Annotated in this window: 13 protein-coding genes; 10 read left to right on the forward strand and 3 right to left on the reverse strand. The window is 38.0% G+C overall.

Annotated elements, in window-relative coordinates:
- Positions 1-44: 44 nt before the first annotated feature.
- Positions 45-1,166 carry a hypothetical protein gene (locus FB2170_RS14850; RefSeq protein WP_013307407.1) on the reverse strand — a complete coding sequence of 374 codons (1,122 nt, stop codon included), beginning with the start codon at positions 1,164-1,166 and terminating at the stop codon, positions 45-47.
- 269 nt (positions 1,167-1,435) lie between these two features.
- Here FB2170_RS14850 and FB2170_RS14855 point away from each other — a divergent pair, with 269 nt between their 5' ends.
- The 6 genes from FB2170_RS14855 to FB2170_RS14880 all read left to right on the forward strand — a co-directional run bounded on the left by FB2170_RS14855 (position 1,436) and on the right by FB2170_RS14880 (position 11,133).
- Positions 1,436-3,208: an AMP-dependent synthetase/ligase gene (locus FB2170_RS14855; protein ID WP_013307408.1), complete on the forward strand. Its 1,773-nt coding sequence runs from the start codon at positions 1,436-1,438 to the stop codon at positions 3,206-3,208.
- 388 nt (positions 3,209-3,596) lie between these two features.
- The gene (locus FB2170_RS14860; RefSeq protein WP_013307411.1) at positions 3,597-4,049 is read left to right on the forward strand and encodes a MarR family winged helix-turn-helix transcriptional regulator; all 453 of its coding nucleotides are present in this window, start codon (positions 3,597-3,599) and stop codon (positions 4,047-4,049) included.
- A 15-nt stretch (positions 4,050-4,064) separates the two neighbouring features.
- Positions 4,065-6,470, forward strand: a complete 2,406-nt coding sequence (locus FB2170_RS14865; RefSeq protein ID WP_013307412.1) for a 3-hydroxyacyl-CoA dehydrogenase/enoyl-CoA hydratase family protein — start codon at positions 4,065-4,067, stop codon at positions 6,468-6,470.
- A gap of 3 nt (positions 6,471-6,473) precedes the next feature.
- Positions 6,474-7,664 carry an acetyl-CoA C-acyltransferase gene (locus tag FB2170_RS14870; RefSeq protein WP_013307413.1) on the forward strand — a complete coding sequence of 397 codons (1,191 nt, stop codon included), beginning with the start codon at positions 6,474-6,476 and terminating at the stop codon, positions 7,662-7,664.
- Positions 7,665-7,688: 24 nt separating this feature from the next.
- Positions 7,689-9,500 (forward strand): acyl-CoA dehydrogenase family protein, encoded by a 1,812-nt coding sequence (locus FB2170_RS14875; protein WP_013307414.1) that lies wholly within the window; start codon positions 7,689-7,691, stop codon positions 9,498-9,500.
- A 199-nt stretch (positions 9,501-9,699) separates the two neighbouring features.
- Positions 9,700-11,133: a S8 family peptidase gene (locus FB2170_RS14880; RefSeq protein WP_013307415.1), complete on the forward strand. Its 1,434-nt coding sequence runs from the start codon at positions 9,700-9,702 to the stop codon at positions 11,131-11,133.
- 74 nt (positions 11,134-11,207) lie between these two features.
- Here FB2170_RS14880 and FB2170_RS14885 read toward each other — a convergent pair whose 3' ends face one another.
- Positions 11,208-13,226, reverse strand: coding sequence for a dipeptidyl-peptidase 3 family protein (locus FB2170_RS14885; protein WP_013307416.1), 2,019 nt, complete (start codon positions 13,224-13,226; stop codon positions 11,208-11,210).
- 156 nt (positions 13,227-13,382) lie between these two features.
- Between FB2170_RS14885 and FB2170_RS14890 the strand changes: the two genes are divergently transcribed.
- Entirely contained in the window at positions 13,383-14,816 is a 1,434-nt protein-coding gene (locus FB2170_RS14890) for a pyridoxal phosphate-dependent decarboxylase family protein (RefSeq protein WP_013307417.1), read from the forward strand.
- Positions 14,817-14,850: 34 nt separating this feature from the next.
- On the opposite strand, the gene FB2170_RS14895 is transcribed toward FB2170_RS14890, so the two are convergent.
- Positions 14,851-16,653 (reverse strand): glycoside hydrolase family 15 protein, encoded by a 1,803-nt coding sequence (locus FB2170_RS14895; RefSeq protein WP_013307418.1) that lies wholly within the window; start codon positions 16,651-16,653, stop codon positions 14,851-14,853.
- 102 nt (positions 16,654-16,755) lie between these two features.
- Here FB2170_RS14895 and FB2170_RS14900 point away from each other — a divergent pair, with 102 nt between their 5' ends.
- From FB2170_RS14900 to FB2170_RS14910, 3 genes are read left to right on the forward strand one after another with little or no spacing between them, the layout of a single operon-like run.
- Positions 16,756-18,963 (forward strand): bifunctional alpha,alpha-trehalose-phosphate synthase (UDP-forming)/trehalose-phosphatase, encoded by a 2,208-nt coding sequence (locus FB2170_RS14900; protein WP_013307419.1) that lies wholly within the window; start codon positions 16,756-16,758, stop codon positions 18,961-18,963.
- On the forward strand, positions 18,960-20,537 hold the full coding sequence (locus tag FB2170_RS14905; protein ID WP_013307420.1) for a nuclear transport factor 2 family protein: 1,578 nt from the start codon (positions 18,960-18,962) through the stop codon (positions 20,535-20,537). Before FB2170_RS14900 ends, FB2170_RS14905 begins: the two co-directional genes overlap by 4 nt.
- A 41-nt stretch (positions 20,538-20,578) precedes the next feature.
- On the forward strand, positions 20,579-21,910 hold the full coding sequence (locus tag FB2170_RS14910) for a M28 family metallopeptidase (protein ID WP_041632892.1): 1,332 nt from the start codon (positions 20,579-20,581) through the stop codon (positions 21,908-21,910).
- The last annotated feature ends 3 nt before the right edge of the window (positions 21,911-21,913 follow it).

Here is a 21,913-nt window from a genome sequence, read left to right on the forward strand (position 1 = left end):
GGCTCCTTCTTTTTTACTCAACTCAACTCAACTAACTCAAATAATTATTCTTCTATTTTATTGTAGTCCTTGTAAATGGCCTTTTCAAAGGCCTCCCAATGTTCAGCTTTCATTCGTCCTGGGGTAAACAAACAAATACCAGCAGCACCGTTTTCCATAGATGTTCTTATAGCCGTTTCAATTTCTGAAGGTAAAAGACCATGATTTTCAGGATCGTTTTCATTCGTTTTGTTCTCGGGATTAGGACAAATGAACAATCCGCTATAAATTGGTTTTAAGCCCTTTACCGCTGCAACTTCTTCCTTGGTAACCTCACCCACCCATTCTGGTCCTTTCAGGTAGAAGTCGTTATAATTCATAGGATAAATTGCATCTAAATCCCATTTATTCCATTCTTGTCTTACCAACTTCTTCGCAATCGATGGGCCTGGAAAAACAGCTGCATTCAAAACCTTACCTTTTTCATGAACAACTTTTGATAATCTATTCACCATCTTGGTAATCAAATCATATCTAAATTGTTTCCACTCCTGTATTTGAGAAGGGTCTTCTACCTCATTAATATCAATACCTGTCAGCTCTTTAAAATCAGAGGTGCATTTTTCACAATAACAATAATCGTATTCAGGAAATTCTTGATCCATGACCAGCCCATATTTGTCCCATAGACCTTCGGCCAATATCACATCGGGAAAACGAATATAGTCCAGGTGAATACCGTCAACTTCCTCAACTTCGGCAACACTACCATACATATCGGATAAAAATTCATAGGTGCCTTCTTTATTTGGACATAAAAATTTATAGTAATTCACATATGCCGGTTTTTCAAAGGCCGACTCCCCGTTTCGATTATGTGCGTAAAGGTCTTTAGCTATTTTCGGGTTTTCACCTTGAACCATGGTTGGTATCCAAGTATGAAATTCCATCCCGGCTTCTTTAACCAAGGCCCCTACCCTTTTGTAGGTTGCTGGGTTTTGTCCACCATTGTACATTAAACCGTCTATGCCCTTTGCTTTTAAATCATCAAAATTAGCCTTCAACACAGAGTCCGTTGCCTCTCCAGGGCCTCCCATCCATGCATATACAGGAATTTTAACTTTTTCTGCTTCAGTACATGAAACCATAGTAAGCAAAAGTGAACAAATCAAAAACAGCCTTTTCATTTACATTATCTTAATTGGAGATTGAACTTACTAAATAAAATGTTTTGCAATTCAATTCTTAGCTTAACAACAAGACTACGAACATAAACAACATTGTAAAGACGAAATGCAAATGAAAATATTCATTTCACAAGAAGTTTCAGACAAGGCATTTTATTGGTCATGATCCATTTATAAACTATTCTCATAAAATATGCTTCAAATCGACAATCTCATTTTAGAATCCCATCTGCTTTTCCTATTTTGCAATAACCTATCAGAAACTTAGTATGCAAAAAATTACCAGACTCTTTGACTTTCCTAATTACCAATTAGAAAAATACAACCTCGACAAGTCTCTTATCTCAAAATATAATGGTGAGTGGGTAGCCACTTCCACAAAAGAATATATAGACAAAGCCAATGCAATTAGTAGAGGGCTATTGCGAATGGGAGTTGAGAAGAATGACAAGATTGCTGTTATATCAATGACCAACAGGACAGAATGGAATATTGTTGACATAGGTGTTTTACAACTGGGTGCGCAGAATGTACCTATATACCCGACCATATCGCAATCGGACTATGAATATATCTTGAATCATAGTGGAGCCAAATATTGTTTTGTTTCATGCGTTGAAGTATTAGCGAAAATCAATGCTATCAAAAAAAATGTTCCTACTTTAAAAGAGGTTTTTTCTTTTGATACTATTGATGGGTGCCAGAACTGGAATGAAGTCTTGAAAACAGGGGAAGATTCTTCCAATCAAAACTTAGTTGAAGAGAGTAAAAACAACGTATTGCCAGTTGATTTGGCCACTTTGATATACACGTCGGGCACTACCGGAAGACCAAAAGGTGTAATGTTGTCCCATAATAATCTTGTGACCAACGTAATTGATAGTGAAAAGCATGTTCCACTAAGAAATGGTAATTCAAAGGCTTTAAGTTTTTTACCTGTATGCCACGTTTTTGAACGAATGATATTGTACTTATATCAATATTGTGGTGTTGAAATCTACTTTGCTGAATCATTGGAAAAAATGACTGAAAATCTTAAAGAAGTTAGGCCAAACGTGATGACAGCCGTACCGCGCTTATATGAAAAGGTTTATGATAAGATTGTTACTAAAGGAAGTGATTTAACAGGTTTGAAAAAAGCTATATTCTTTTGGGCCGTTGATGTTGGATTAAAATATGAACCTTATGGTGCCAACGGATGGCTGTATGAACAAAAATTAAAGCTAGCTAGAAAATTGATTTTCAGTAAGTGGCAAGAAGCACTAGGTGGAAACTTGGAGCTGATGGTCTCTGGGAGTGCAGCCTTACAAGCAAGATTAACACGCATTTTTGCAGCTGCAGGCATGCCCATAATGGAAGGTTATGGTTTAACTGAGACTTCACCCGTTGTGTCTGTAAATGATCAAACCAATGGAGGCTTTAGAATTGGTACTGTCGGAAGGGTTATCGATAATGTAGAAGTGAAAATAGCGGATGATGGTGAGATATTGGTAAAAGGACCCAATGTGATGCAGGGTTATTATAAAGATCCTGAAAAAACCGCTTCCGTAATGACTGGTGATTATTTCCATACCGGCGATATTGGTGAAATAGACAGTGATGGTTTTTTAAAGATCACGGACCGTAAAAAGGAAATGTTCAAGACCTCGGGAGGTAAATATGTTGCGCCAGCTTTGATTGAAAATCAGTTGAAACAGTCTAGGTTCATTGAACAGGTTATGGTTGTCGGTGAAGGTGAGAAAATGCCAGCAGCACTTATTCAGCCCGATTTTGATTTCCTTAAAGAATGGGGAAAAAGACATGACCTCAATTTCGAAAATATGACTGAGGTTGTTTCACATGAGCAGGTAGTTAATCGCTTTCAAGAAGAAATTGACCTTGCCAATGAATACTTTGCTAAATGGGAAAAGGTGAAAATGTTTAAGCTTACGCCCAGTGCTTGGACAATTGATGGAGGTCATTTGACCCCTACAATGAAAATGAAGAGAAAAAAAATCAAGGAAATATACATGAGCCTATATAATGACATTTATGGTCATTGAGAGTGCTCTTTAAAAAGTAACAATTAACATATCCCGGTAAATTAGCATTTGAAAATTATACAACTAATCAGATAAAAACGTACAGCAGAACCTTACTTGTCATAGGAATTGTTGTATTACTTATCATGTGCGTTGTATTAGGCTATTCCTTATATCCAATAGCAAATGGTACAGATTCCATACTTATCTATAGGGTTCCAACACTTCTCGGGCCGCTCTCCATCTTTACCTTATTGTTTTCTACCAAGTTCACCAGCGAAATCAAAAAAAGGGAGAAAAACAATCTATAAGCTTCATACCAAATAAATTATCTACAGTAAAACAATTTATCAAATTTATTATGCATGCATAATAAATTTTTATATATTTGGTAGCCAATTTGTCCCGCATGAAAGAAATGACCATAGATTATACACTGAGAGCCACTTGGCAATCGGTTGCTAGAATGTACAATGAAGAAGCTAAGGGATTTGGTTCAACGATGGCTGTTGGCTTTACCTTGTTAAGTATTGACCCTAAAACCGGTACTCCTTCTACAGCTTTAGGACCAAAAATGGGAATGGAAGCAACCAGTTTATCAAGGATCTTAAAAAGTATGGAGGAAAAAGGGCTGATTGAAAGAAAGCCCAATCCTAAAGATGGAAGAGGAGTCTTGATACACCTCACTGAATTTGGTCTAGAGAAAAGAAACGACTCCAAAAATGCCGTTTTCAATTTTAACGATAAGGTCAAAGCAAATGTTACGGAGGAACAATTGAATAACTTTTTTGAGGTAATGGATACCATTAATAGGTTAATATCTGAAAAAAACATAACAATAAAAGAATCAACAACTAATTAATACAGCTTATAATAAATGAACAAGCATATTAAAAAAGCAGCAGTTATTGGCTCGGGTATAATGGGAAGTGGCATAGCCTGTCATTTTGCCAACATCGGTGTCGAAGTACTGTTATTGGATATAGTTCCACGAGAACTAGACGAAAAAGAAAAGGCCAAAGGCATGACCCTTGAGGACAAGGCAGTACGTAATAGATTGGTGAACAGTTCTTTGGCAGCGGCCTTGAAATCAAAGCCATCCCCTATTTATCATCAAAAATTTGCCTCAAGAATAACCACAGGTAATCTTGAAGACGATATTTCCAAAGTAGCTAAGGTAGATTGGATTATCGAAGTTGTGGTCGAACGATTGGATATTAAGAAAATAGTTTTTGAAAACCTTGAAAAGCATAGAACTCCAGGAACACTGATTACTTCAAATACTTCAGGTATTCCTATCAAATTTATGTCGGAAGGAAGAAGTGATGATTTCCAAAAGCACTTCTGTGGAACGCATTTCTTTAATCCAGCCCGTTATTTAAAATTGTTTGAAATCATTCCTGGTCCAAAAACTTCACCTGAAGTATTGGATTTCCTTAATGGATATGGTGAGCAATTTTTAGGAAAAACTTCAGTGGTTGCTAAAGACACTCCTGCATTTATTGGCAATAGAATTGGAATCTTCAGTATTCAGAGTCTTTTCCATATGGTGAAAGACATGGGAATGACCGTTGAGGAGGTTGATAAACTAAGTGGACCGGTAATTGGGAGACCAAAATCCGCCACATTCAGAACTGTTGATGTTGTTGGTTTGGATACATTGGTGCACGTCGCCAATGGTATTTATGAGAATTGTTCCGATGATGAAAAACATGAGCTTTTCAAACTTCCAGATTTCATCAATACAATGATGGAAAACAAATGGTTGGGTAGTAAATCAGGGCAAGGATTCTACAAAAAAATAAAGAACGATAAAGGAAAAAGTGAAATCCTGACCTTGGATTTGGACACGATGGACTATCGCACCAAAAAAAGAGCCAGTTTTGCTACACTTGAGCTAACAAAGACCATTGATAAGGTTGTTGATAGATTCAAAGTTCTTGTCTCAGGTAAAGATAAAGCGGGCGAATTCTATAGGAAGAGTTTTGCAGCCTTATTTGCCTATGTGTCGCATAGAATTCCTGAAATTACCGATGAACTTTATAAGATTGATGACGCTATGAAAGCGGGATTTGGATGGGAACATGGTCCTTTTCAGATTTGGGATGCCATAGGCCTTGAAAAAGGAATGGAAATCATGAAGGCTGAAGGTCAAGAACCAGCAGCATGGGTTTCTGAAATGGCCGCCGCCGGAATAAATTCATTTTATTCGGTAAAAGAAGGAGCTACATATTTCTACGATATTCCTAAAAAATCCATGGAGAAAGTTCCTGGTCAAGATTCATTTATCATTTTGGACAACATTCGTAAATCCAACGAAGTATTCAAAAATAGTGGTGTCGTTATTGAAGATTTGGGCGATGGTATATTGAATGTAGAATTCCAATCCAAAATGAACACGATTGGTGGTGATGTTTTAGCAGGATTGAACAAAGCAGTTGATTTAGCCGAAAAAGACTTTCAAGGACTGGTTGTCGGCAATCAAGCAGCAAATTTCTCTGTTGGTGCCAACATTGGAATGATTTTCATGATGGCCGTGGAGCAGGAATATGATGAGCTGAATATGGCAATAAAAATGTTCCAGGACACGATGATGCGCATGCGTTATTCTGCGATTCCAACGGTATCGGCTCCTCATGGAATGTGCTTAGGTGGTGGTTGCGAATTGTCCTTACACGCTGATAAGGTTGTTGCCGCTGCAGAAACTTATATTGGTTTAGTTGAATTTGGTGTAGGTGTTATACCAGGTGGTGGCGGTTCTAAGGAATTTGCCCTGAGAGCTGCTGATACGTTTAAGAAGAATGATGTTGAATTGAACGTTTTGCAAGAATATTTCTTGACTATTGGTATGGCAAAAGTTTCGACCTCTGCTTATGAAGCCTATGATTTAGGAATTCTTCAAAAAGGCAAGGACATTGTTGTAGTAAATAAGGACCGACAAATAGCCACAGCCAAAGCACATGCCAAATTGATGGCTGAAGCCGGTTATACACAACCCGTAAAAAGAAAAGATATCAAGGTACTTGGTAAACAAGCATTGGGTATGTTCTTGGTAGGTACAGATGCTATGGAAGCAAGTCACTATATAAGCGAACACGACCATAAAATAGCAAATAAATTAGCCTATGTAATGGCCGGTGGAGATCTTTCCGAACCAACCATGGTAAGCGAACAATACTTATTGGACATTGAACGCGAAGCATTTTTAAGTTTATGTACAGAACGTAAAACTTTAGAGAGAATTCAGCATATGCTTAAAACAGGTAAACCATTAAGAAATTAAAAGATGAAAACAGCATATATAGTAAAGGCATATAGGACAGCGGTTGGTAAGGCACCCAAAGGTGTGTTCCGTTTTAAAAGAACCGACGAGTTGGCTGCAGAAACCATCGAATACATGATGAAAGAGTTGCCTGATTTTGATAAAAAACGTATTGACGATGTCATCGTAGGTAACGCCATGCCTGAAGGATCACAGGGATTGAACATGGCACGTTTGATTTCTCTAATGGGCTTGGATATTGTTGATGTCCCCGGAGTAACAGTAAATCGATTCTGTTCTTCAGGAATTGAAACCATTGGTATCGCAACAGCAAAAATACAAGCAGGTATGGCCGATTGTATTATTGCGGGTGGAGCAGAGAGTATGAGTTCAGTACCTATGACCGGTTATAAAACTGAGTTGAATTACGATTTAGTTAATTCAGGTCATGAAGATTATTACTGGGGCATGGGAAATACTGCGGAAGCGGTGGCCAATGAATTCAAAGTGTCAAGGGAAGATCAAGATGAGTTTGCCTACAACTCTCATATGAAAGCATTGAAAGCATTGGCTGAAGATCGTTTTCAAGATCAAATTGTTCCAATTGAAGTTGAGCAAACATACCTTGATAATAATGGCAAAAAAGCCACAAAAAAGTACACGGTAACTAAAGACGAAGGACCCCGTGCTGGAACCAGTAAAGAGGTACTTGGGAAACTAAGGGCTGTTTTTGCCGCTGGCGGAAGTGTAACCGCAGGTAATTCATCTCAAATGAGTGATGGCGCTGCTTTTGTTATGGTGATGAGTGAAGAAATGGTAAAAGAATTGAATCTTGAACCAATTGCCAGAATGGTCAACTACGCCGCAGCGGGTGTGGAACCTAGAATCATGGGTATAGGACCAGTAAAAGCTATTCCAAAAGCCTTGAAACAAGCCGGTTTAAAACAAGATGATGTTGAGCTAATAGAATTGAACGAAGCGTTTGCTTCCCAATCACTAGCAGTTATGAGAGAATTAGACCTTAACCAAGATATTGTCAATGTCAATGGTGGCGCAATTGCATTAGGTCATCCTTTAGGATGTACAGGGGCTAAATTATCAGTTCAATTATTTGATGAAATGCGTAAGAGGGATATGCAGGGCAAATACGGAATGGTAACAATGTGTGTAGGTACAGGTCAAGGGGCTGCTGGTATCTACGAGTTTTTGAAATAAGAAAAGTTTAAAAAATTTAAGACTATGAGTACCGAATCAAAAGAAAAAGACCTTTTAAGAGGTGGGCAATTTCTAGTTAAGGAAACCAAGTGTGAAGATGTATTTACATTGGAGGATTTGTCAGAAGAGCAACGCATGATGCGTGATAGCACAAAGGAATTTGTAGATCGCGAACTTTGGGCACATTGGGAACGTTTTGAAAAGAAAGACTATGCCTATACAGAAGAGTGTATGCGCAAAGCAGGAGAACTCGGTCTTCTTTCCGTTGCTGTACCGGAGGCTTATGGCGGAATGGGTATGGGCTTTGTATCCACAATGTTGGTATGTGACTATATTTCTGGTGCCACAGGTTCATTTAGTACTGCCTTTGGTGCTCATACAGGTATTGGCACCATGCCGATTACACTTTATGGCACTGAGGAGCAAAAACAAAAATATGTCCCTAGATTGGCTTCTGGTGAATGGTTCGGAGCTTATTGCTTAACAGAACCAGGTGCAGGATCTGATGCAAATTCAGGAAAAACCAAAGCGGTTCTATCCGAGGATGGCAAACACTACTCAATCACCGGTCAAAAAATGTGGATTTCAAATGCTGGTTTTTGCAATATGTTCATTGTATTTGCTCGAATTGAAGACGACAAGAACATTACAGGTTTTATTGTAGAGAATGACCCAGAAAATGGAATTACTATGGGTGATGAAGAGAAAAAATTAGGTATTCACTCCTCCTCTACCCGCCAAGTTTTCTTTAGCAATACAAAAGTACCCGCTGAAAATATGCTTTCTGAGCGTGGCAACGGATTTAAGATTGCCATGAACGCCTTGAATATTGGACGAATAAAACTGGCCGCTGCTTGTTTGGAAGCGCAACGAAGAATCATTGGTGAGGCAGTTAATTATGCAAACGAAAGAATTCAATTCAAAACACCAATAATCAATTTTGGGGCGATAAAAGGCAAAATTGCAGATATGGCTACTGATACCTATGCTGGGGAATCAGCAAGTTATAGAGCTGCAAAAAATATAGAGGATCGGATTGCACTCCGTGTTGCTGCTGGTAATTCACATCAAGAGGCTGAATTAAAAGGGATTGAAGAATATGCCATTGAATGTTCTATTCTAAAAGTTGCGGTTTCAGAAGATGTACAGAGTACCACCGATGAAGGACTACAAATCTTTGGCGGTATGGGCTTTAGTGCCGATGCACCTATGGAAAAGGCATGGAGAGATGCAAGGATTGCAAGAATTTATGAAGGCACCAATGAGATCAACCGAATGCTTTCAGTAGGTATGTTGGTTAAAAAAGCAATGAAGGGTCATGTTGACCTTTTAGGCCCAGCAACCAAAGTTGGCGAAGAATTAATGGGGATTCCTTCTTTCGATGCTCCAGATTTTTCAGAATTGTTCGCTGAAGAGAAAGATTTGGTGGCCAGACTAAAAAAAGTGTTCTTAATGGTCGCAGGTAGTGCTGTCCAAAAATTTGGTCCTGCATTGGAAAAACACCAACAATTGATGATGTGTGCCGCAGATATCCTAATCGAAATCTATATGGCGGAATCAACCATTCTTAGAACTGAAAAGAATGCCAAACGTTTTGGTGAAGAAGCACAGATTACTCAGATAGCAATGTCTAAACTTTATTTGTACAATGCTGTTGAAATAGCCATTTCTAAAGGAAAAGAAGCCATAATTTCTTTTGCTGAAGGTGATGAGCAACGTATGATGTTAATGGGACTTAAGCGTTTCACAAAATATACCAATAACCCAAATGTAGTTGCTTTACGCACTCAGATTGCTGATAAGATTGCTGCAGACAACGGTTACACCTTTGACTAATTCAGATTGAAATTTTTGATTATTCTGAAGTAAAAAGCCACCCGTACGAGGGTGGTTTTTTTGTTTTCAGGCTAATTGAACCAACTTTTTGATGCCAAACATAGTAATTTGCACATTTCTTAATTATATCACAATTTTTTTAGCATTTGTTAAATTATATTAATATTTTCAACCGATAAATTATAAAAACCATTAGAAAATGAAAAAAAGTTTAACCCCACTAAAAAGAAGCTGGATGCCATTATTAATGGCATCATTATTTTTAACATCATGTTCAACTGATTCAACTGAAACCGAAATTTTTGAGAGCGAAGAAATCAATGCTGTTTATGCAAAATCCTCCTCAAAAAAGGATTACATGGTAATACTTAAAAAGGAAAGTATTTCTGCTGGATTCGAAGCTCATCTGCAAGATATGGGAGCTACGGTCAAATCTGTCTCTCCAGAAATTGGAGTTGTTGTGGTTTCGTCGAGTAATAAGGTTAGTAAATCCATTGAATCCTTATCAATGGTTCGCTCCGTGGTACCTGATTATAATGTACAGTGGATTGATCCACAATTGCATCAGCAAGCATCACCTCCAAGTATCGGAAGTGACGAATGGTTCTTTAACGAACTTTGGGGAATGGATGCCATAGATGCACCTGAAGCATGGAATACCGGCCAGACTGGAACTGGAGTTAGAGTTGCGGTCTTGGATTCTGGGATAGATGCTAGTCATACTGATTTGGCTCCAAACTTAAATACAGATCTTAGTAGGTCATTTGTTTATGATGAAAATGGTATACTTGAAGATTGGCAATCTAATAGCAATTTTAATCATGGCACCCATGTTTCCGGTACCATCGCTGCTGCTGACAATCAATTCGGAGTGATAGGTGTGGCACCTAATGCAGAATTAGTTGCCGTAAAGGTACTTTCAGAGTTTACTGGGTCAGGAGCTTTTAGCAGTATCAACAATGGTATTGTATATGCAGCTCTTATAGATGCTGATGTAATAAATATGAGTCTAGGAGCCACATTTAATAAAAACGGCTTTATAACCCTTGATGATGGATCGGTTATCAAAGTTCCTGGGAAATACATTGCTGAAATTAGGCACGCACAACAAAGAGCCATCAATTTTGCATATAGGAATGGTACAACTATTGTTGTTGCCGCAGGTAATGACGGCACTAACCTTGATGGTAATGGCTCCGCAGTTAAACTACCAGCGAGTCTCAATAATGTAATTTCCGTTTCTGCAACAGCACCCTATAACCTGTTTGAATACCCTTCAAGTGATTTGGATATTCCAGCTCATTATTCAGATTATGGCAGAAGTCATGTTACGGTTTCTGCTCCAGGAGGAGATTTTGATGCCTATTACGATGGGTTTACTTCTACTTATGTATATGATATGGTCCTTAGCACTAATCCTGGTGGGAGTTGGTTTTGGAGTGCGGGCACCAGTATGGCATCGCCACATGTTGCGGGAGTAGCTGCTTTGATTATTGGCAAGAATGGTGGTTCGATGGATCCACACGAAGTGACCCAACAAATAACGAATACTGCTGATAAAGTAGACGGTAACGGAGCCAGTCTTTACCACGGTAAAGGAAGGGTAAACGCCTATCGCGCTGTCACTGAATAAAAGTAAACACCTTGTACAATTAAAAAAGCCGCTCCCAAAAGGAGCGGCTTTTTATTATTATATGTAAGTATTAATCAATCTAAAAAGCTATACATTTTAGCATATTTCAACATCTGCTTTTCAAAGCTTTCTGGTTGTTTAACCTTAATATTCACAATCTCTCCAGCATCATTGGTCTCAGGAACCAAAACAGGGTTTACAAAACCACTGTACGGTGCTGATTTAAATTGCTGATTACGGTCTAAAACCTCAGCATGTAATGCTTGATCAACTTTTACGCCGTAGCCCTCAACCAAATCCTGGGCGGCTTTAAAGTCGCCTTCGGATTTTATGCGTTGTGTTTCTTTCAATAACTGGCCGAACAAATCCCGTAGCTTGGCATAATCAGTGATGTTATAGTAGGTTTTACCATCTTTTTCGATTTTCTCTATCACATTATCAGCTGCCCCTTTTTCAAAAGCCCAAGCAGATACCCATTGTCTGTTTACCATATGATCTTCCTCTATATCATCACCGAGGTTAATACGTACCAATTGTGTGATTAGACCATTTCTAATGTAGCCATCATAAGCAGCTTTGCCTATTTCTTCCGAATTTTCAACTAAACCAAGTTCTTGTAATTTGGGATCCATTAAATAATAAAGTCCAACTAAGTCAGCTCTACCTTCTTCCATAGTGGAAGCATAATTTTTTAAGGTTTCTTTAGGCTGGCCAATTCCTGGATTAATCTGTCCGGAAGCATGGCCAACTACTTCATGTAGTGCTGTATGTAATTTATCGGCCAATTTTCCATGTTTTTCCTCAAGCTCTATTTCCTCGGCATCATATGCGTATTCCTTTAATCTACCACTTCCACCTGCATTATTATAGGCATCAATGATATTCCCTAATGAAACAGATTTACTGCCGTGCTCTTGACGAATCCAGTTGTTATTTGGTAGGTTCACTCCTATTGGAGTGCTTGGCGACGCATCTCCTGCCTCACCTGCGACATTAATAGTTTTATAAGAAATACCAACAACACTATCCTTTTTATGGGAATCCATTAATGGGGCATTATCCTCGAACCATTGTGCATTTTCAGAAAGGACCGCCATTTGTTTGGACATTTCAAAATCTTTCACTTGAATAATACTTTCATAAGAACCTCTATAGCCTTTTGGGTCATTATAAACTTCAATAAAGCCATTGATCCAATCAATATTACCTTCTGTGGAAGTTGCCCATTCAATGCAATATTGATCCCAAATGTTTAAATCACCAGTTTTATAATAATCAACCAATAGACCTAATGTTTTGGCCTGCTTGTCATTTTCAGCGACACTCTTGGCCTTTTCTAACCATTTTATTATTTCATCGATAGCAGTACCGTACATTCCACCTGATTTCCAGACTTTTTCAACGATTTTTCCATTTTCGCGGACCAATGTAGAGTTTAAACCTGCTTCAATAGGTCTGTCTTTGGGACCTTTATCGGCCGTGGCATAAAAAGCCTCAACATCTGCATCTGTTATTGATGGGTCATAAAAATTGATTGCAGAAGACGCTACATTATCAACCCCTTTTTTCTTATTTACCTTTTTATCGTCCTTTTCATTGAAAATAACATCAAAGGCCTCCCCTTCAAGATTAGTATCTGTTTCTTTTAATAAATAGGTCAAGAAATCAGCATTGAATTTTGGTTTGATTTTATCATTGGAATAATGATGATGTATTCCATTTGAAAACCATACTCTTTTCAGGTATTCCTCAAACGCCAACCAATCCTTGCCGGTCTTTTCACCTGCATAGGAAGTATAAACATTTTCAAGAGCGTCTCTTATCTCTAGATTGTGGCGATAGTTTTGATCCCACATAATGTCTCTACCCGCCAGACCAGCTTGGGTCATGTAATACAACAATTGCTTTTCCTTTAAGGTCATTTCATCAAATCCCGGAATCTGATAACGGAGTATCTTAATATCTGCAAATTGGTCAACTAGGTAATCGAACTTCTCTTCTACTATAACCTGTTCAGGTTCTTCTGTTTTTTCTTTGCACGACCATAAGAGACCAATAACAAGAAATACACTTAATATATGTTTTATTTTCATGATGATAAATGCGTTTTATTTAGCACATCAAATTTAACAAACATCTACGAAATCATACTCATTTATAACAAGAAGTTATTAGTCTATTTATGGGTTTTGTTCATAATTTACATGGTTAGATTTCATTTATATTTAACTACTTCATAATTTAGGCTTATGGACAAATCTTTATTGAAAATTGCATATTCACCAGAAGGTTTTAGAAAAAGAGGTCATGAGTTAGTCGACCAATTGGCAGACCATTTGGATGCTACTCTAAATGGTAAATCAAAGAAGGTTATAAATTGGAACTTGCCAGAAGATGAATATGCTTTTTGGAATGGTTTTCTAGAAAATGGAGAGAGCTCCCAACTTTTTACGGAAATAGTAAAACGAACCACTCACGTTCATAACCCCAAGTATATTGGACATCAAGTGAGCCCAGCTGCACCCTTGGCTTCCTTAGGAGGACTCATTAGCTCTTTATTGAATAACGGGATGGCGGTGTATGAAATGGGCATGGCTCCCTCAGCAATAGAAAGAGTAATCACTGAGTTTATTTGTTCCAAAATTGGGTATGACGAACAATCAAGAGGCTTTTTGACATCAGGAGGTACACTTGCAAATTTGACCGCATTACTAACCGCAAGAAAAGTGAAAGTTGAGCATGATATTTGGAATGACGGACATCAGGAATCTTTGGGCATTATGGTTTATGAGGAAGCCCATTACTGCGTAGATAGGGCTGCTCGAATAATGGGCCTTGGTGATAAAGGTGTTATTAAAATTCCGGCAAGTTCAAGCTATAATATGGATGTTTCCCAATTAGAGGAACACTATCAAAAAGCACAAAAAGAAGGCATCCACGTTTTTGCAATCGTGGGTAGTGCACCCTCAACAGCTACCGGAATGTATGACGACTTATTGGCCATAGCTGATTTTAGTATGAAACACAATCTCTGGTTTCATATTGATGGTGCCCACGGAGGTGCATCTATCTTCTCACCAAAATATAAACATACGGTAAAAGGAATAGATCGGGCCGATTCAGTTGTTATTGATGGTCACAAAATGATGATGATGCCAATCATCACCACTGCCCTACTTTATAAAAATGGAAATCATTCACATTCGACGTTTAGTCAAAAGGCAGATTACCTTTTGCAACAATCAGAAGATGAAGATTGGTACAATTACGCCAAACGAACATTTGAATGTACCAAAACCATGATGAGTATTCAGTGGTTTACCTTACTGAAAACTTATGGTGAAGGTATTTTTAATGAATATGTTACTACTTTGTACGACCTTGGGCATCAGTTTGGTGAATTAATCTTGGCAAACCCGCAATTTGAATTGGCCATAAAACCTATGTCAAACATTGTTTGTTTTAGATACATCGATGATATTCTCAACAATATTGAGTTGAATGAACTTAACGCAACCATTAGGCAACAGCTATTGGAAGAAGGTGAATATTATATAGTTCAAACCAAAGTGAATGGAGTTCATTACCTCAGAACCACAATAATGAACCCGTTTACCACAAGTGAGCATCTAGAACAGTTATTGGAAATAATAAAAGGAATCGCACTTACATTGAAATCCTAAATTATTCCCTTTCGCTATTCCGATAAGAACGGTATTACTCTCTCATAGATTCGAGGATTCTTTCCTCTGTATCTTTTGTTGAAAAGTTAACCGCACATTCGATTAATGCCAAATGGGAATACGCTTGAGGAAAGTTTCCTAGTAATCTTTTTGTCTTAAAATCAATATCTTCACTAAAGAGACCTAAATGGTTACTATAACTTAATAATTTTTCGAAGTGGGCCATAGCTTTCACTTCCTCACCTATCTTAAACAAACTATTGATAAACCAAAATGTACAGATTGTAAAAGATGATGAAGGCAAACCAAAGTCATCTTTGTTTTTATACCTATACAGTAAACCATCATTGCTCAAATCCTTTTCAATGGCCATTACAGTCTGTACAAACTTAGGGTCCTTTGCATGAATAAACCCATAAGATTCCATAAGTAGAACTGATGCGTCCAAATGTGTGGAACCATAGGATTGCGTAAAGGCATTTACCTCATTGTTCCAAGAATTTTCATGGATATCAGCTTTAATTTCCTGCTCCAATTTTGTCCAAGCTTCCAGTTTCCTGGTTTTCTTTAATATACGCGCCACTTTTATTGCTCGATCAATTGCCACCCAGCAAAGTACTTTGGAAAAGGTGAAATGCCGATCTTCTTCTCGAAATTCCCAAATACCCTTATCAGGCTCCTGCCAATGCCGTGAAACAATCCAAACTATGCCCTTGGTAATTCCCCATAACTCCTCTCCATTTTCAATATCAGTACTAAATTTTGCTAATTGGGCATAAATGACATCCATTAAAATTCCGTAAATATCATTTTGTTTTTGCTTATATGCGGCATTCCCTATTCTAACTGGCTTTGACCCTTTATAACCGCTTAAGTGATCCAAAGTTTCCTCGGTTAACTTCTTTTCTTTATTGATACCATACATTATCTGTAATTTTTCATCCTTATCAGGAATCAAATCAATAATGAACTGCAAATATCTACCCGCAACATTCTTGTGACCAAGACCTCCCATCACTTTAATGACCATTGAGGCATCCCTAATCCAACAAAAACGATAATCCCAATTTCTTACTTCACCAATGGTCTCCGGCAAAGATGTTGTAGCCGCTGCCAAAACCGCTCCAGTTTTATCATAGCTCAATAATTTTAATGTGATTGCGCTTCTTAGTATTTCGTCATTGTATTTTTTATAGGTTGGCGTCCTATTCGTCCAGTTTAACCAATAAACTTTTGTTCGTTCAAGGTCCAAATAGATTTTCCGAATTGTAGGCTGCAGGATTTTCTCGTTATATCCTAAAAGAAAATAACCGTTTTCAGTAACATCTATCTCTCTGCCTTCGACCACTGCGTTCTTATTAAAGGAAGTGTATAGAAAAATGGTATCGAATTTCACTGCATTGGTTCTGCTTACTACAAAATTCCTTTTCACGTAAGTTGTCGTCTCACCTTGGGCATACTCCAATTTAGGATCGTAAAATACCTTGAAGCTCGGTTTACCTTTAATGTGTTTTATATAGCGTACCAATTCTGGGGGTGAATGATAACCCCCATTTTCATTGTAATATCGAGGCATGAAATCGTGTACTTCAAAAATGTTCTCATCATCCGAAAACTTCGTAATCAATACTGCAGTATTCTTTTTATAACGCTGCTCAATAGTATAATTATCAGCTACTTTAATCTCGAAGCTTCCGCCTATTTCCTCATCCAATAGTTTAGCAAAAACCGATGAAGAATCAAACTCTGGAAGACAACACCAATCCAGTGAACCGGTTTTCGATATTAATGCCGCACTCCTACAATTTCCAATAATTCCGTAATCTAAATTGTCCATATATCAATTATCCACTAAAAGCCCCTTAATTATTGTTTTTACCATGCAATTTGACGAAATTTAAAGAAACAATCGCCAAAACACGTCAAAATCATCCTCTTTATGGCTAAAACTATCATAATCTCAAATAGACTACCTGTTCAATTACAAATCAGCAATGGAACCATATCCGCGATACCAAGTGTAGGAGGTTTGGCTACAGGAATGAAATCTGTTCACTCCGGGGGTGATAGTCTTTGGATTGGCTGGAGTGGTTTAACCGATGAAGAAATTCCCAAGGAATTGGCTCCCAAAATTGATGAGGCACTGGCTGAACATGGCTCCTCAAAAGTTAATTTGAGTTCTGCGGAGGTAGATGGATTCTATTTTGGGTTCAGTAACCGTACTATTTGGCCATTATTTCACTATTTCCTCGAATATTCTGAGTTTGAGTTAGATAGCTGGAATATATATAAAGCGGTAAACCAAAAATTTGCAGATGCCATTTTAGAAAGTGCCGACGATGATGACACTATTTGGGTTCATGATTATCAATTAATGTTGGTTCCGCAAATGGTACGCGAAAAACGCCCGAATATTTCCATTGGTTTCTTTCTTCATATCCCTTTTCCTTCATTTGAGATTTTCAGGACTTTACCCTGGCGCGAAGATTTGCTGCAAGGGCTTTTAGGGGCTGATTTAATAGGTTTTCATACCTATGATTATGAACGGCACTTTCTTAGTTCTGTAAGGAGGTTATTAGGATTAGAGGTTAGTTTCAATGACATCTATCTTGATAATAGGATTATTAAGGTAGATTCTTTCCCTATGGGCATCGATTATAAGAAATTCAGTAATGCGGCAAAAGAACATCAAAAAAATACGACAGCACAGCAGTCTGACCTTCAGCAACGTTTAAACGACCATAAACGCTCAACACCTGATGCCAAATTAATCCTTTCTATTGACCGTTTGGACTATTCTAAAGGTATTGCCAAACGTTTGAACGCATTCGAATATTTTCTAAATAAGTATCCTCAATACAAAGAGAAAGTGCGGCTTATCATTTTGGCGGTTCCATCCCGTTCCAATGTACCCCAATATCAATTATTGAAAAAAGAAATTGATGAATTGGTGGGTAGAATCAATGGCGATTTCTCCACAGTAAGCTGGACACCCATTTGGTACTTTTATCGTTCTGTACCATTTGAGAACCTTATTGACCTCTACACTTCAAGTGATATTGCCTGGTTAACTCCATTGCGAGATGGAATGAATTTGGTGGCTAAAGAATATATAGCTACACGAACCGATAAAACTGGGGTTTTGATTCTTAGTGAGATGGCTGGATCCGCAAACGAAATGAACGAATCCCTTCTTATAAACCCTAATAATTTTGAGCAGATTGCTGATTCTCTTAATCAAGCCATCAATATGCCCATTGAAGAACAACAAGAGCGGAATACCCATTTACAAAAAAGACTGGCAAGATATAATGTAGAGCAATGGGCCAATGATTTTATGTCGTCATTACAGGCACAAAAAGATAGGGATGCGGCAAATGTTTCAAAAAGATTGACGGAACACAGGCTTAATACAGTATTGGAGGATTTCTCTAAAGCGAAAAAACGACTCCTTTTTCTTGATTATGACGGTACTTTGGCAGGATTTCATGTAGATCCACAAAAAGCTGGTCCAGATAAGGAACTTTACGGATTGCTTGATGCACTAAATAGTATGGAAAACACAGACCTTTATTTGGTCAGTGGCCGAGACAAGGACACCTTCACCAAATGGTTCCTGCATAAAAAGTACAATATGATTGTTGAGCACGGAGTCTGGATTTCGCAAGACGGAGAAGATTTTAGAATGCTCGAAAATGTAAAAAACGACTGGATGGAAAAAATACGTCCGGTACTTGAGTCATTCGTTGATAGAACTCCAGGAAGTTTCATCGAAGAAAAAAACTATTCCCTTGCATGGCATTACCGCAAAACCGATCCAGATTTCGGCAACCTCAGAGCAAATGAATTAAATACCGTATTGACCAGTTTAATTGCTAATGATGACCTAAGTGTTTTGAATGGGAACAAAGTCATGGAGATTAAAAGCAGCAATGTGAATAAAGGGCGCGCGACGGTGCGTGTAATGGGGGAAGATGATTATGACTTTGTCTTTGCCATTGGTGATGATTGGACCGACGAATTCATGTTCCAAGAACTTCCCGAAAGCACTGTCACCGTTAAGGTTGGAAGACAAAAGACACAAGCTAGGTTCTATGTTAATGGTATTAAGCCCGTGCGCGATTTGCTAAAGCGATTTACGGATTGAAAAACAAAAAGGCTGATTTGAAGTATATGATAGGATTTTTTTATCTTCCTGAAATGAAATATGCCTGTACCTTAACTTTTTTTCTACTTCATCTTTTCGTCTATTGCCAAACGAATACCGATCTCTTTTTGGTGGATATTCAAAAACCCAATGATCAATTAGAATTTGTTAATGCCATTAACATAAGTAATAATGAAGGTTATGACAATCAACCTTCATTTTATGACAATCATACAGTGTTGTTTGCTTCTACACGAAATGAACAAACCGATGTTGCCAAATATGATATTATTTCTAAAAACAGTACTTGGTTAAATGACACTAAAATTGGCAGCGAATACTCGCCCACTAAAGTCCCAAACAAAGAAGCATTTTCATCCATTCGATTGGACACCACAGGATTACAGCGATTGTACAGTTATGATTCCGAAAACGGAAATTCAACCGAACTGATCAAAGACCTAAAAATTGGATATCATTTATGGTACGCCCCAGATATGTTGATTGCCACGGTTTTAATTGAAAATAGAATGGATTTAATCGTAATCAATTTAAAAGATAACTTACACCAAACTGTGTACGAAAAAGTGGGAAGATCATTGCACAAAATCCCCAATTCCAAATTAATAAGTTTTGTGATGATTGGGGACAAGACAAATGTGCTCATGTCTTACGATATTGAATCTGGAGAAGCCAAAAAAATCATCAACCTCACTCCAAAATCGCAGGACGTATGTTGGTTGAATGATGGAACACTTTTAACTGGTTATGGTAAAACCTTATTAAAATTCAATCCTAAAACGGATGAAAATTGGAACAACATTGCCCATTTCACGAATAAGAACATCAATAATATCAGTAGAATGGCGGCAAACAGTGACAATTCTAAATTGGTGTTGGTCGCTGAGGAATCCCCAGAATATATAGTACAAAAACAAGTGGAAACTTTTAACAGCGGAAATCTTGATGCCTTCGTCTCTTGCTATTCAGAAAATGTACTGGTACGAAGATTCCCAAATGACACTATATCTTTGGGAAAGAAAAGAATGAAAGCAGGCTATGAGCGGTTTTTTAGTAAGAATCCCAACTCCAAAGTTAAAGTCTTAAAGCGTATTATATTGAACAACACAGTAATAGATGAGGAATTAGCTACTGTGTCAGGCAAATCACATAAACAAGTTGCTATTTACGAAGTAGCAAACGGAAGAATATCCAGCATGACATTCATTCATGACAATCCTACCAAAACAGATGTAGAAAAAGTAGTGCAAGACCAATTGGATGCCTACAATGCGAGAGATATTGAATCGTTTTCAAACACATATTCCGACGATGTTAAGGTTTACAATTTCCCTAATGAATTGCGATTTGAAGGAATTAACAAAATGAGAGAGCAATATGGACCATTTTTTGAGTCCACACCAGATTTGCATTGCGAAATTAAAAATCGCATGATAATAGGAAACAAAATCATTGATGAAGAACTTGTCACTATGGACGGAAACAATTTTAGTGCCATTGCAATCTACGAAATAGAAAACGGCAAAATTGTTAAAGTCACCTTTGTTCGTTAAAGAAATAATTAACTTCAAACCTTAAATAACAACCCTTGAAAATGAAAAGATCACTATTCCCCTTATTTCTACTTATCCCAATCTTAGTATGTTCTCAAACCGATTCCCGAATCTATGATATTATCAATGCTGTTTCTATGGAACGTATTGAATCTGACATCACCAAACTAGCCCATTTTGGAACACGACATACTTTAAGTGATACGGTTTCCAAAACCAGGGGAATTGGCGCAGCAAGGCGTTGGATCAGAAGTGAATTTGAAAAGACTTCAGATGCTTGTGGCGATTGCCTTGAGGTGTTCTATCAAAAAGATTTCGTGAAAAAAGGAACAGGAGAACGTATTGTTCATGATGTGATGGTTGTAAATGTTGTTGCTGTTCAGCGTGGCACCAAATACCCAAATCGCTATATTTTAATGAGTGGTGATATTGATTCTCGGGTAAGTGACCCCAACAATTTCACTTCAGACTCGCCTGGTGCCAACGACAATGCCAGCGGAATGGCTGGAACAATGGAGGCGGCACGAGTATTATCAAAATACAAATTTGAAAACAGCATTATTTATGTTGGGCTTTCAGGTGAAGAACAAGGCCTTTTTGGTGGTAAAGGATTGGCTGCTTATGCCAAAGAGAAAGGCTGGGAGATTATAGGAATCATGAACAATGATATGATCGGGAATATAACTGGAGTAGACGGCGTTATAAATAACCGTGAGTTCCGTATTTTTTCTGAACCTGTCCCACCTACCGAAACCAAGGAACAACGTAATGCAAGACGATTTTATGGTGGGGAAGTGGACGGAATTTCAAGACAATTGGCTCGGTATGTTTATAAGACCACAAAAACTTATATGCCAGAAATGAATCCTAAAATGATATATCGACTGGACAGGTTTGGCCGCGGTGGTCACCACAGACCTTTTAATGATGCTGGTTATGCTGGGATTAGAATTATGGAGGCTCATGAGAACTATACTCAGCAGCATCAAGATATTAGAACTGAAAATGGTATAAACTATGGGGATGTTCTAGAGCATGTAAATTTTGATTATGCAACTAAATTAACTGCCGTAAATGCTATAAACCTGGCATCGATTGCCTGGGCCCCTCCGGCACCAAAAAAAGTAAAAATAGGAGGCATTGTGGAGCCTTCGGCAAGATTGTTATGGAGTAAAGTTGATGGAGCGGTCAGCTATAAAATCTACTGGAGAGATACTACTGCACCAAATTGGGAGCACAGCAGAGATGTGGGTGATATAACCGAATTCACATTAGAAGGAATTGTAATTGATAACTTCCTCTTTGGTGTTTCAGCAATTGGTAAAGATGGTTTTGAAAGTCCAGTAGTATTCCCTAATGCAATAATGAGATAATAT

Origin of the sequence: Maribacter sp. HTCC2170 (genome assembly GCF_000153165.2) — a bacterium.
Classification (GTDB): domain Bacteria; phylum Bacteroidota; class Bacteroidia; order Flavobacteriales; family Flavobacteriaceae; genus Maribacter_A.

What these genes read in the sequence shown, in the direction of transcription:
- FB2170_RS14850 (WP_013307407.1), bottom strand. Translation starts at nt 1,166, where the DNA reads ATGAAAAGGCTGTTTTTGATTTGTTCACTTTTGCTTACTATGGTTTCA.
- FB2170_RS14855 (WP_013307408.1), top strand. Translation starts at nt 1,436, where the DNA reads ATGCAAAAAATTACCAGACTCTTTGACTTTCCTAATTACCAATTAGAA.
- FB2170_RS14860 (WP_013307411.1), top strand. Translation starts at nt 3,597, where the DNA reads ATGAAAGAAATGACCATAGATTATACACTGAGAGCCACTTGGCAATCG.
- FB2170_RS14865 (WP_013307412.1), top strand. Translation starts at nt 4,065, where the DNA reads ATGAACAAGCATATTAAAAAAGCAGCAGTTATTGGCTCGGGTATAATG.
- FB2170_RS14870 (WP_013307413.1), top strand. Translation starts at nt 6,474, where the DNA reads ATGAAAACAGCATATATAGTAAAGGCATATAGGACAGCGGTTGGTAAG.
- FB2170_RS14875 (WP_013307414.1), top strand. Translation starts at nt 7,689, where the DNA reads ATGAGTACCGAATCAAAAGAAAAAGACCTTTTAAGAGGTGGGCAATTT.
- FB2170_RS14880 (WP_013307415.1), top strand. Translation starts at nt 9,700, where the DNA reads ATGAAAAAAAGTTTAACCCCACTAAAAAGAAGCTGGATGCCATTATTA.
- FB2170_RS14885 (WP_013307416.1), bottom strand. Translation starts at nt 13,226, where the DNA reads ATGAAAATAAAACATATATTAAGTGTATTTCTTGTTATTGGTCTCTTA.
- FB2170_RS14890 (WP_013307417.1), top strand. Translation starts at nt 13,383, where the DNA reads ATGGACAAATCTTTATTGAAAATTGCATATTCACCAGAAGGTTTTAGA.
- FB2170_RS14895 (WP_013307418.1), bottom strand. Translation starts at nt 16,653, where the DNA reads ATGGACAATTTAGATTACGGAATTATTGGAAATTGTAGGAGTGCGGCA.
- FB2170_RS14900 (WP_013307419.1), top strand. Translation starts at nt 16,756, where the DNA reads ATGGCTAAAACTATCATAATCTCAAATAGACTACCTGTTCAATTACAA.
- FB2170_RS14910 (WP_041632892.1), top strand. Translation starts at nt 20,579, where the DNA reads ATGAAAAGATCACTATTCCCCTTATTTCTACTTATCCCAATCTTAGTA.